Annotated in this window: 13 protein-coding genes; 5 read left to right on the plus strand and 8 right to left on the minus strand. The window is 48.4% G+C overall.

The window, feature by feature from the left end; translation table 11 throughout:
• The first annotated feature begins 13 nt into the window (after nucleotides 1-13).
• Complete coding sequence (locus tag EII14_RS06225; RefSeq protein WP_124931685.1) at nucleotides 14-895, plus strand: hypothetical protein; 882 nt, start codon at nucleotides 14-16, stop codon at nucleotides 893-895.
• A 1002-nt stretch (nucleotides 896-1897) separates the two neighbouring features.
• Here the strand turns inward: EII14_RS06225 and EII14_RS06230 are convergent.
• The 5 genes from EII14_RS06230 to ruvC all read right to left on the minus strand — a co-directional run bounded on the left by EII14_RS06230 (nucleotide 1898) and on the right by ruvC (nucleotide 5267).
• Nucleotides 1898-2485, minus strand: coding sequence for a uracil-DNA glycosylase family protein (locus EII14_RS06230; protein WP_233569392.1), 588 nt, complete (start codon nucleotides 2483-2485; stop codon nucleotides 1898-1900).
• 331 nt (nucleotides 2486-2816) lie between these two features.
• Complete coding sequence (locus EII14_RS09220) at nucleotides 2817-3179, minus strand: hypothetical protein (RefSeq protein WP_148090619.1); 363 nt, start codon at nucleotides 3177-3179, stop codon at nucleotides 2817-2819.
• Nucleotides 3180-3371: 192 nt separating this feature from the next.
• Nucleotides 3372-3803 (minus strand): copper resistance protein NlpE N-terminal domain-containing protein, encoded by a 432-nt coding sequence (locus EII14_RS06235; protein WP_124931686.1) that lies wholly within the window; start codon nucleotides 3801-3803, stop codon nucleotides 3372-3374.
• Between the two features lie 192 nt (nucleotides 3804-3995).
• The gene (locus EII14_RS06240) at nucleotides 3996-4541 is read right to left on the minus strand and encodes a hypothetical protein (protein WP_124931687.1); all 546 of its coding nucleotides are present in this window, start codon (nucleotides 4539-4541) and stop codon (nucleotides 3996-3998) included.
• Nucleotides 4542-4595: 54 nt separating this feature from the next.
• A complete protein-coding gene (gene ruvC / locus EII14_RS06245; protein ID WP_124931688.1) occupies nucleotides 4596-5267 on the minus strand; it encodes a crossover junction endodeoxyribonuclease RuvC in 672 nt (223 codons plus the stop codon).
• 118 nt (nucleotides 5268-5385) lie between these two features.
• Here ruvC and EII14_RS06250 point away from each other — a divergent pair, with 118 nt between their 5' ends.
• From EII14_RS06250 to mutY, 3 genes are all read left to right on the plus strand, one after another.
• Nucleotides 5386-5793: a DUF1573 domain-containing protein gene (locus EII14_RS06250; protein WP_124931689.1), complete on the plus strand. Its 408-nt coding sequence runs from the start codon at nucleotides 5386-5388 to the stop codon at nucleotides 5791-5793.
• 139 nt (nucleotides 5794-5932) lie between these two features.
• A complete protein-coding gene (locus EII14_RS06255; RefSeq protein ID WP_233569393.1) occupies nucleotides 5933-6988 on the plus strand; it encodes a mannose-1-phosphate guanylyltransferase in 1056 nt (351 codons plus the stop codon).
• A gap of 205 nt (nucleotides 6989-7193) precedes the next feature.
• A complete protein-coding gene (mutY, locus tag EII14_RS06260; RefSeq protein WP_124931690.1) occupies nucleotides 7194-8306 on the plus strand; it encodes an A/G-specific adenine glycosylase in 1113 nt (370 codons plus the stop codon).
• On the opposite strand, the gene nhaA is transcribed toward mutY, so the two are convergent.
• Genes nhaA through EII14_RS06275 form a run of 3 tightly spaced genes read right to left on the minus strand, consistent with a single transcriptional unit; the run spans nucleotide 8292 to nucleotide 10790 of the window.
• Nucleotides 8292-9608: a Na+/H+ antiporter NhaA gene (gene nhaA / locus EII14_RS06265; protein ID WP_124931691.1), complete on the minus strand. Its 1317-nt coding sequence runs from the start codon at nucleotides 9606-9608 to the stop codon at nucleotides 8292-8294. The two genes, mutY and nhaA, sit on opposite strands and share 15 nt — an antisense overlap.
• A gap of 60 nt (nucleotides 9609-9668) precedes the next feature.
• On the minus strand, nucleotides 9669-10187 hold the full coding sequence (locus tag EII14_RS06270; protein WP_124931692.1) for a nitroreductase family protein: 519 nt from the start codon (nucleotides 10185-10187) through the stop codon (nucleotides 9669-9671).
• Between the two features lie 6 nt (nucleotides 10188-10193).
• A complete protein-coding gene (locus tag EII14_RS06275) occupies nucleotides 10194-10790 on the minus strand; it encodes a GNAT family N-acetyltransferase (RefSeq protein WP_233569394.1) in 597 nt (198 codons plus the stop codon).
• A gap of 938 nt (nucleotides 10791-11728) precedes the next feature.
• On the opposite strand from EII14_RS06275, the gene EII14_RS06280 reads away from it, so the two are divergent.
• Nucleotides 11729-12342 (plus strand): leucine-rich repeat domain-containing protein (locus EII14_RS06280; protein WP_148090621.1); only part of this gene is annotated, 614 nt, incomplete at its 3' end.

Below are 12342 nucleotides of genomic sequence, written 5' to 3' on the forward strand. Positions count from 1 at the left end.
CTATCGTGTTATTATGAAAAAGCATCTCCTACTTCTTTCGGCACTGACCGCCATTTCGGCCTTTGCCTCGCAACCCAACGACACCATTACAGACGTTCGGCAACCGCAACGTGTGCTCGTCACCCAAACCGACAATGCCGTCAGCATCGACATACACGGTTCGGCCACCGACAGCACTTATCGTTTCAACTATCAGGTGCCAACCAAAGGCACGTCGCTCGTCATCGAGTCGGGAAACAAATGGGATTTTTCCCTTACACAACTGTTCAAAACCCAAACAAAGAGCAAGAAGCCGTCGCGACATTTTAGCAACAGGAAGTTTCTGGGAGGCGGTCTGAACATAGGTTTCAACCACTTCGTCGGTGCCGGCCGTGAAGCGGACAATGTGGCGGGCAGCAGTTTCGACGCCGATCTCACGATTTTAGGCATTAAGATTGAAAACCATCTTCACTCCTTCATGCTCACTTGGAGCTATGGATGGTCGAAATACAGGCTCGACGGCTACAACTATTTTCACTTCGACGGCTCCCGTGTAAGCATCGGCCCCTATCCCGAAGGGGTGCAACCCGGCCGCTCGGTGTTTAGGCTCAACCGCCACTCGATCAACCTCTTCTATCGCTATGAACCGAAGGGATCATGGAGCGTGACATTCGGCCCGACACTCAACCTGCATGTTCGGCCGCGCATCTACAATCAATATTGGAAAGACGGAATGTTGCAGAAAGAGTTTCACAAACACAACATTCACTACAATCCCGCCACCGTCAGCCTTTTGGGCGCGGTCGGTTATAACGACTTTCATTTCTATGTGAAATACAATCCCGCTTCGGTGTTCCAAAAAGGGTTCGGCCCGCAATTCCAAACCCTCACAACGGGTGTATCTCTTTTCTTCTGATTTCGGAAAGCCGGCCGGACAATGCGGCATAACGCATAGAAAAAACGACTTGGTGAGGCAAAGCATTCTACACCGCGGTGCAGAAATTCCCAAGCAACGAGTAGAATTTCCCAAGCAACGAGTAGAAATTCTCGCCGCCTCCTCCTTCCCCTTTATTGCCGAACGTGGTTTTTAGGGGGAGGAGGGGATTGTCCATGATACGGACTTCCTAAGTGTTCTTTTCGTAAAATCGCCGAAAACATACACTGCGCCCTGCATTCCACTGAATTTCAGTAATATGCGAATGTATATGGCGGTTTGCGATCATACACGGAAAGAAGTTAAGTCAATGATACACAGACAAGATATGAATGTAGGCAGTTTTTCCGAAAACCTACACTGCCTACACGGACGCTGTCGAGCCTTTGCAAGCCTTCTCGATGCCGCGTGTAGGTTATTGCGACGAATGTAGATATTTTTCCGTGTTGTCTACATTCACAACAATCTACATATCAGAGCATTAAAAGGAAAATGTAGACAATGTAGACAAAAATAAGAAAAACTCCCTGTAAGGGCTGAAAGTTGCTTTTTTCCATGAAGAATTGTTTCTGCTCCTCTTCGGTTTTTCCGGATATTCTTTAATGCGTCGGAGCGCAGCTTACCCAAGAAGTAGAATAAACGGGGTAACGAGTAGAAATTCCTAAGCAACGAGTAGAAAAATCTGTCACAGACCTCAATCTCACCGGTTCCTGCTTGCTTTCTCTTTTAGACGACTTCGACTTTCGCCCTTTGTCTGAAAGCTCTTTTCTCATGTAGAGTCGTCCTTTGCCGCAAGAACGGAACGGCAATGTGCTGACAAACAGCTTCGACGTATTCTACCGTGAGTTTTTGCCCCGGTTGCACGGCGCATCAAGGTAAAGCGGGGCGCAGACGCAGGTTGCGAAAAAAACTTGCCGAACCGCAAGTATTCCCTTTTAAGTTTCGACCGCCGTGCACTCTATTGTACACAGCGGTCGAACTCTTTCACTCAAACAGCCGCCGATAGAAGTCGGCTTTTTTCTCCAAAGCCAACGGATAGGCTCTCGACGACGACGGCATGCGCCAAAACTCGATGTCGCGCCCCAAAGCGTGGGTGGAAGCCGGACAGATCGTGCATTGGCCGATGTCGGGCAGACGCTCCACACGAAGCGTTTCGCACAAAACAGCACCGGCCTTGCCTCCCGTCGTGACAATGCGCCGACAATGGGGCATGGGGTCGAGCAGAGAGCGGATGTCGGTGGATTCGACGATTTCGAGAAAAGCATCGGAAGCATTCCCCTTCAACCGGCGAACACGCACCGCCGTGTCGTAAAAAGCCATGCCGCGCTCTTCGGCAAAGGCCACAATCGCATCTCGGTCAAAACGTTTCTCGCCCGGAACGACAAAGTGGGAACGATCGCCGAAAAACAAATGCCCCATGATGCGCCAAAAGTCGTTGATGAAATTGGGATAGAAAAACGGCATCGACCAACGAGAAAGAGGAGGAGGAAAACTGCCAAGAAAAAGCAAACGCCCCTCGGAGGGCAGAAAAGGAGAAAGAGGGTGAGTTTCGATGGGAATAGAAATATTCATATCGGGGAGAACACATTATATATAAGGTGGCAGAATATCATTATTGAAGTGCAACATTTCATTATTAAAGTGGTGCATTTCTTTCAAACGACCCGACTTGCACGGTGGCCGACATAAAAAGAGCGACGGCCGCTATCGAAAAAGCACAATCGTCGGCCGATGCAACGCGAGTTCACGACTGCTACTTTACGGTGAATGCCGCTTCCTCATCACGGAGTCAGCAGAAAATACACTTCACCCTGCAAAAATACAGCTTATATTCCGAATAATCCTAAGTATATACAAGAAAAGGAGGTAAGATGAGTATTTTCCGCAATAAAATAAGATCAATTCAATGTTTTTTAAGAAAAAAGATATCGAAATCCTTGCAACTTTTATTCATAGAGTATATCTTTGCAGAAAAAATACGAGAGATGCGAAAACTAATGTTGGTTTGACGCACAAAGACAGGAAACAAAACCGGTCTGCTGTGATTGTCACCACCAACAATAAAGATTAAAAGAAAGGATAGTTTAGAATGTGAATCGTTCAAACTGCCGCTGGTTTCAGCCGGAAAAATTGAGGCGTTCGTAGCTGCTGGTAGAGCACCCGACCGCACCTTTTCTCCAACAAAGGCGACCTTCTGCATTTTGAACAGAGAGATCCCTCTCCGACGAAAGAATGCTTTCGCGGAGAGGCTCTTCTTTTTTGTCATCGGCTATCGGCGGATTAGCGGAAGGCTATGGGTCGGGGCTACGTATAAATCACGAATCCGTTTGGGGAGCGCATGCTCCATTGCCTACGGACAAACAGACATAGCCAAAGGCGACAACAGAAAACGCGACCGTACATAAAGATGCCGTTAGAAAAAACGTTCGAAACTCAATGAGCTTCGAACGTGATCTTTTTATTTACGTTTCAAGTCGTAGTTCAAACCGGAAGCGGCTTCTTCCCAATCGGAATTCACCATGCGGAGTGTGGTGTCGCCCTTCTGCACGAAATAAAAATCTTCGTTTTCAAAATCCAATTTCAGGCCGCGCACTTCTACGCCTCCGCGTTGTTCCACCACTTGCTCGGCTTTGCCGACATATTGGGTGGTCATGTCTTTGCCGTTTTCGGCTTCAAGATAGGTTTCGGTCATGCGAACGCCCATGGTGCTGTCTTGTGCGAGGGCGATTTCATAACGAACGCCGGGGCCGTCGGCGGCGGGCACTACACCTTCATAATACAGGGTGTCGGCAACAGCCGCTTCTTCAACTTCCGCACCGGTGCTTTTCGCGGTGTTCTGGCAAGACGCCATCAAGGCGCAAGCCGTAAAAAACAAAAGGGTCTTTTTCATTACTTCTTTTTTTTGAGGTGATAAATATAAGAATTGGTATTTGAGACAAAGATAGGCATAATTCACATTCCCTGCCGCTTTATCCCTGTTAAAAAACATTTCGCAGACAACACCCTCTCCCCTTCCCGCAGGAAAGGTCGGCATGCGCCAAAGAAAACGGCAGAGAGGCGTTTTTCCATGGATGGGAAAAACCTATCGGATAGGCTTCCGCTGATGAGAAAAACGCTGAAAGACTTCGAGTTGTCGGGTATAATTTTGCTGATGAAACGTTTCAAAAATGCTATGAAAGGCTTTTTCCCAATCGGTGTCGAGCGAAAAAGGCGTCAGATCCGATCCGACACAATTAACATGTTGCAGAGCCGTATTTTCATCTTCATCAAAAAAACACGGATAAGCCAAAGTTGCCTCTTTGAAAGCAGCTTTTATGCTTTTTTGTTCGTCGGAGGAAATCGCCTCGTCGGTGATGAGGGCTTGATAAAGGGCGAGAAAGTCGGCCAAATGATAAGCCTGATTATCCAACCACTTGAAGTCGGTCGCTTTGGTCTCGTGAGAGGCCTTGCTCTGCAAATAGAGCAAAGCACAGTGTTGAAATCCGGCCACACGAGAGGCCACCAAACCGACCATGGGATTGCGCATGGTGCGAACGCTGCTCTCCAATTCAAAATGAAACACCTCTTGCGCTTGGAGCATCAACTGCCCGAAGACGATGGTGAGCATAAGTAGAAATGTTCTGTTCATAATTCATCAGCCATAAAGGTCGAACATTGGTGTGATTGGGGATTGGGAGGCAAATCAACGATGCACGCGTTGAAGATTGTCTTGCACGAAGTCTGCCCAAGAAGCCGTTTTCTTCCTCTTGTTGCTCCGCTCATCGCGCAACATTGCCACCTGCCCTTTGACGCCCTTGCGCGAAGTGGCAACATGGTGACAATAAGCGGCAGCAACGGCATCTGTGGCATCGAGAAAAGGCGGCAAACCCTCGTCGGAGAGTTTCAGCAGCCGTTGTAGCAAACGCGCCACTTGCTCTTTGGAAGCCGCCCCCGTTCCTGTAATGGTTTGTTTGATTTGCGTCGGGGCATACTCACAAATGGGAATATGACGGGCAATGGCTGCTGCAATGACCACTCCCTGTGCACGCCCCAATTTAAGCATGGATTGCACGTTTTTTCCGAAAAAAGGAGCTTCCACGGCCAGCTCATCGGGATGAAACTCTTCGATCAAGGCAATCATTCGTTCGTAAATACGCCCCAATTTCAAGTAAACGTCCTTCACTTTGCGTAGGTCGATGGCTCCCATGGCCAGCAATTCCACTTGTTGCCCTTCGGCGGCGATCAGTCCGTAGCCCAACAAATTGGTTCCCGGATCTATGCCGAGAATGATGCGGTCATGCCGGCGGCTGTTCCGTTCTCTTTCCGTATCGTTGGAAGAAAAGGAAGATTCGGAAGACGGAGTGTTAGATTTCATAGGGCAAAAATACATCTTATGGCAGTAATGTTGAAAGTTTTTCTGTGAAAGATTATTAGCATTCAAATAAAATGAGTACTTTTGTCGGACAATACATAAACTTAACACTCAAAAGACCATGTTTAAGAAAGTATTGGCAGTTTTTGTATCTGCCCTGTTTTTGGGCGTGACCGGTGCGGCAGCGCAAGCCGTGATCACGTTTAAGAAAAGCAACCACAACTTCGGAACTTTCAAGGAAAGCGAACCTCAATCCGTGGAGTTTGTTTTCACCAATACGGGCGACAAGCCGCTTGTCATCCAACAAGCCTTGGCCTCCTGCGGTTGCACCATTCCCTCTTTCTCACAAGAGCCCATCGCTCCGGGCAAGAGCGGAAAAGTCAAAGTCGTCTACAACGGTAAAGGCAAGTTTCCCGGACAGTTCAAGAAAAGCATTTCCGTCCGTTCAAATGCCTCCAACGAGCTTGTCCGCGTCTTCATCGAAGGCAATATGGTGGCAGAAACACCTCAACAAAAGAAAAGCGAATAAGACTTTCCTTTAATGATTTCTTTTCTGCTCGCCGCACCTCTCCCTTTCTCACAAGAGTTGAAAAGTGCGACGAGCAGAAAATCTTTTTTCATCCCGAGTCGAAAAAGGTTCATTCTGCTCTTTTCATATTCTTCTCTCCATGTTTTCTCATCAACACTTGGTTATTATGGCCGGCGGTGTCGGCAGCCGTTTTTGGCCGATGAGCAGCGAAGAGTGTCCGAAGCAATTCATAGACATTCTCGGTTGCGGTCGCACCATGATCCAACTCACCATGGATCGTTTCCGAACAATCGTTCCGCCGGAAAACGTTTGGGTCGTCACCTCTCGTCGCTACGAGCGCGTGGTCAAAGAGCAACTTCCCGAAATCCCATCGTCCAACATTCTGCTCGAACCCTGCATGCGCGGCACGGCTTCCTGCGTCTGCTACGTTTCGTGGAAGATAAAAAAACGCGACCCCAAAGCCACGATTGTCGTGACCCCCTCGGATCACAACGTGAAAGACGTGACGGAGTTTCGCCAATGCGTCGACGAAGCCTTGGAATTTGCCGCGGAAACCGATGCCATCATCACCCTCGGCATCAAACCCACCGCTCCCTCCACGGGATATGGCTACATCAAAGCCGACCTTTCTTATGCTTCATCTCGCAAACATAAGATTTTTGCCGTCGATCATTTTCGGGAAAAGCCGGATTTGGAAACCGCCAAGAAGTATGTCGCACAACCCTCCTATTTCTGGAATTCGGGCATCTTCGTGTGGAGCGTTTCCACCATTGTCAATGCCTTTCGCGTTTATGCCCCTCAAACTTCGGCCATTTTCGAACAGCTCCTTCCCCACTACGACACTCCCGACGAACAAGCGGCCATCGACACACAGTTTCCTCTGTGTGAAAACATTTCGGTGGACTATGCCATATTGGAAAAAGCAGAAGACGTTTATGTTCGTCCTTCCGAATTTGCTTGGAGCGACTTGGGCACATGGAGCTCTCTTCACGAAGAACTCCCACACGATGCCTATGAAAATGCCGTTGTCGGCGACCGGGTGAAACTTTTCGACACCCACCGCTGCATTGTCCACACCTCCGGCCGGCGTCAAGTCGTCGTGCAAGGACTGGACGACTACATCGTGGTCGAAAGGGACGACGCCGTTTTGATTTGCAAAATGAGCGAAGAGCAACGCATTAAACTATTTCATTGACAACGGCATTCACTGAGTTTTCCGTCAAAACACCTTTCATCGGCAGACGAAGGAATGGACAGCGAGAAAAGAGCGAAACAATGTAATACACAAATTTTTCTCTCTTTGAAACGCTTGTCGTTCCATTCCTTCGTTCTGCCTATTTCTGTGAAAAATCCGCCGTTCCCTCTCTGTTCTCTCTGTTTTTCCCTCTCTTCATTCCTCCATGCCCTCTTTTTCCTCCGCCCTGCTTCGTTGGTACTCCGAAAACGGCCGTTCTCTTCCTTGGCGCAACACACGCGACCCTTATCGCATTTGGATTTCGGAAATTATTCTCCAACAAACCCGCGTCGCACAAGGCTACGAATACTATTTACGTTTTATCGACCGCTTCCCCACGGTGGAAAAACTGGCCGAAGCTCCTCAGGACGAAGTGATGCGTCTTTGGGAGGGTTTGGGCTACTACTCTCGTGCCCGCAATCTTCATGCCGCCGCCCGGCAAGTTGTGTTGCAAGGCCGTTTTCCACAAGACTACGCCGGCGTGAAAGCCCTGAAAGGAGTGGGCGACTACACCGCAGCCGCCATTTGCTCCTTTGCCTACGGACTTCCCACCGCCGTCGTCGACGGCAACGTCTATCGGGTGCTTGCGCGCTATTTCGGCATAGAAACGCCCATCGACACCACCGAAGGGAAAAAGCTATTTGCCCATTTGGCACAAGAACTGCTTTCTGTCCGACAACCAGCGGTCTACAATCAAGCCATCATGGATTTCGGCGCATTGCAATGCACCCCTCGAAATCCCAATTGCAATACCTGTCCGTTGAGTGAAAGCTGTGCGGCCTTGGCCGAAAAGAAAATAGAGCTGCTACCGGTCAAATCAAAAAAAACGGCCGTATCCCACAGATACCTCATCTATATCCTCATTCTCCGCCACAACGCAAACGAAGAAGCCCTCTATCTCCGAAAACGACCGACAGGCGACATTTGGGCCGGTCTGTACGAACCCTTGCTCATCGAGTTTCCACATCAGCCCGAAGACGCGGAGATCATCGCCCGATTAGAACAGCTCTCTCTGCTCGGCCAATCGTCCGTATTGAAGCCGATAGTCCGAAACATCAAGCACCAACTGACCCACCGCCTCCTTCACTGCTCGGCCTTCACGCTGCACGCCCCTCAACATCCTCCCACAGATTTCATCGCCGTCCCGTTGTCGGAATTGTCGCGATATGCTTTTCCGAAACTGGTCAATATCATTTTTGACACCATGGATCTGTCGGCAGCCAAAGAAGTCCGTCTGTCCGACTCGCACCGCGGAGAGTCAGCCCTATCGCTTCAATAAGAGAAAACCGATCAACCCTCCGACGACAGAAGCTCCGAAAATAGCGATTTTGGCTTCGAGCAAAAGTTGTGCGCTCTCAAATGCAAGCGTAGAAATAAACATCGACATCGTGAAACCAATGGCGGCAAGAAACGAGATCCCGACCAACCTTCGCAGGGTAAGCTCCGAGGGAAATTGCGCCCACCCCATGCGTGTGAGCAACAAAGACACCCCGATGATGCCGACACTCTTGCCCAACAACAGCCCCACAAAGACTCCCCACATCGTCGAAGACGCCCACAGGGTTGAGAAGTCCACACTGTCAAACGACACTCCGGCGTTGGCCAACGCAAAGACAGGCATGATGCCGAAAGTGACAATCGGTGCCAAATAATGTTCGAGCGATTGTGAGGGCGGAACGGCCAGTCGTGCCGTGGTCTGCATTTCTTTCAAAAGATGCAGCTGTTCTTCTTCCAGCGTGCGCACATCGTTGCCTTTTGTGTTTCTGAAATCGGCGGCCTGCCTACACATCTTTTTCATGAAAGCCGGTTCGCTGAGCGTAGCCTCTGCCGGAATCATAAAAGCCGCCAACACGGCCGCAATCGTGGCATGCACCCCCGAAAGCAAAAACATCGTCCAAACGCCGCCGATGCCGACAATACCGTAAAACAAAAGATTTTTCACCCCCGACTTATTTGCCGCAAACATCACCGTCAGCAACAGCAACCCTACGCCCAAATTACCAAAAGAAATCTCGGAGGTGTAAAACAAGGCAATGATCACCACCGCCCCCAAATCATCGACCACGGCAAGCGTCGTCAGAAAGACCTTTGCCGCAATCGGCACACGATCGCCCAACAGATAAAGCACTCCGAGTGCAAAAGCGATATCCGTGGCCATCGGTATGCCCCACCCACTCGCCGAAACCGCACCGTGGTTAAAAGCCAAATAGAGCAAGGCTGGCACGATCATTCCCCCGATGGCAGCCCCGATCGGCAAAATCGTCTGCCGGATATTTGAAAGTTCGCCGCCGATAAATTCATGTTTCAACTCCAAGCCCACGACAAAAAAGAATACGGACATCAGTCCGTCGTTGATCCAATGGTGCAGAGAGTGGTTAAAATAGAGTCGGTCGTTGAATGCGATCCCTATGCGTTGCTCAAAAAAATGGAAATACGCTTCCGAAAACGCGGTGTTGGCCAGCACAATGGCCAAAAGCACACTGCCCCCCAACACGATGCTGCCCGATTTTTGCTGTCCGACAAATCGTGTCAAAGGGTGAATTACATGTTTTACGATAGTTTGCTGATAAAGTTTTTTCATATGTTTTACGATGATATGATGGAATGAATATATAAGATTCCAGAGCTTCGGTTTTCATCTCTACTCCAAGCAAGTCAAAATTTCTTTCGTCTCTTTTCTGCGCCGTCCGTGATCGACAAAGGCTTCGGCTGCCCTACCGATCGGAACCATCACGACCGGTGTGACCTCTTTGTTCAAACCCAGTATCTTTCGGCAGGCCTCCACATCGAAATTACATACCCAACACGTTCCCAACCCTTTTTCCGCAGCGGCAAGACACAGATGCTCGGTCGCAATCGCAATGTCGATGTCGCCATGCGGACATTCGTCAGAAGGTCGCACCCACTGCTCTCGCTCATCTTTGCAAACCACGAAAACGGCCGGTGCTGTGGCAAACCACGCTCTGTCATAGGTTGTTTGAAGCTGCACGAGCAATTCGGGGCGAGTCACATAAAACAATCTCCAAGGTTGTTTGTTTACGGCCGATGGTGCAAGGCGCACACATTCAACAATGTAATCGATCGCCGAGGCTGTCGGACGTTCCGGTGCGAAAGCGCGCACGGAGGCACGCTCCCGACAAAGTTCTAAAAATACTTTCATCGTTTCTTATTTGTTGTCGACTTTCGCCGATGCATCCGTTGCATGCACCATGCGCAAAAACTGCTGTCCGAAAGCCCTCACCTCTCCCTCTTCCTCGAAACCGACCGAAGCATACAACCGGCGAGCCTGCCGGTTGTCGTCATCGACAAGAAGCACTGCCGGAAGCGCGCACACCTTGGCCTGCTCCACCGCATTCAACAGCAATCCGCGCCCGACGCCTTTTCCTCTGCATGTCGGTTCCACAGACAAGGAGTCGATGTAAAATTCTCCCCGCTTGGTTTCATCGGGCATCGTCGCCATTTCCCGGGCATCAAACACCGTGATCCGCGAAAATGTGTTGCGACGCATCGCCTCGTAGCCCCCGCCGTCGTAGGCCACCACCATGCCTGCCGCTTCGCCATTGAGCAAGGCAATGGTCGAAAAGGCATAACTATATAGCGTATCGGGCAGGCGGCAAACTTCCGTCAGTTCTCGCCATGCCTTTTGTTTTTCGTCGGTAAGCGGAAGCCCGAACATCTCCCAATGAAGGGCTTCCAGCACATGGCGAGCCAAGAAAGGAGCATCTGCCGGCGTAGCTTTTCGGAATTGAAGCGGTGAGATCATCATCGGTCGTTTTGAGAATAAAAAAATGCGTGGTTTCAAGATGAAAGGAAACGTAAAAAGCGGCAATCATGCAGACGATTCGCTGAAAAGTTGAAACATCGACTATTTTTCATGAATCCTCATGAGTAAATATAGACAAAAATACGAAAAAAGATTTGTACTACCGATGATTTTGAAGTTTTTTTCAGCATCATGTCCGGTTTGAGTTTTCTCTTTCCTTCAAAATAAGTCTTGTTACCAACTAAGTTATATCCTTTTATCTGCCAACACGAGCTTTTCCACAGGTAAGTCAAGTTTGTACAATAGATTCAAAAAAACTAATCATCCAACACTATTAATTCTGCTCCAAAAGGCGTTTTCATTCGTAATCGTATAATAATATTTGTAGCCTTGTTGAAACTGGCCGACTTTCCTCAAACAACATACCTCTTGGAATACATACACCTGCACACACTAAAAGAAAGGATTTACCCATTACTGTTATCCACCATCGTCTACGTCTTTCGTCCAAAAAACCGACGAGGAGAATCCTCCACAACCAACCTCCACACTTAATCATTACACCTGCAGAAATCATTTGGCAACTAAATCCCTCTTCACTATGCAGCGACGAGATTTGGTTGGCAAAATTGAATTGATGGAATAATCTTATAACAATCTAAGGTGCAACGAATTAAGAAAACACTAAAGCAGTTCAACAATAGTTTTGATAATCCCTCTTCAAATGCTTTACTATAATATTCCTCCATCACTTACTCTTGTCATCTGCTCTTGCCGATGAGCATGTCAGATAATATTGTTTCCTTATTTTTTCGTAAAAAACTTTGTGATCATTCTATTTCTTCTTACTTTCGCCGCGTCAAAAGCGAGAATGCTTGCTCATCGCAGCGTTCAGTGTTTTCTTGTATCTCATCTCTTTAACTCCATAAATATTGTTTATGAATAAATTGTTCAGACCGCCTTTACATCGACTATTTTTCTTTCTGTTTTGCACCCAAATGGCGTTTCCCTTTTGGGCACAAACTGTATTCGAAAAAGATAATATTAAATACAAGATAGTTGATGAAACAGCCACTGTTATGGGGTGGGGCGCCTCTTCGGTTTCCGACGGAGTGACGTCACTTACCATCCCCGGTACTATCTCTTATAACGGATCGGACGTGAAAGTGACAGCAATTACTCCTTCCGCGTTTGAAGGAAGCTGCTCTACTTTAAAAAGCATTGTCATCTCCGAAAATATAACTACCATTGGAGACTATGCACTCTATGATTGCAAAGCTCTGACCTCTTTGACCCTTCCGAATAGTCTCGTCTCCATTGGAATCGGAGCTTTTTTTCGTTGCGAGGCTCTTAACTCTTTAACCCTGCCAAGCGGTCTCACCACCATCGGAGAAGCTGCTTTCTTTAATTGCAAAGTTCTAACCGATATCTATGCGATGAGAAAGATAGCACCAACACAAGGAATGAGACCTCTGCAAAATCCTCTTATAAAATTGTCCAATCCGTTCTTTTTCTCGGATTGGACAATTTTGTTTGGAAAATCCCGTGATTT

Origin of the sequence: Alloprevotella sp. OH1205_COT-284, from assembly GCF_003859795.1 — a bacterium.
Lineage (GTDB): Bacteria > Bacteroidota > Bacteroidia > Bacteroidales > Bacteroidaceae > Alloprevotella.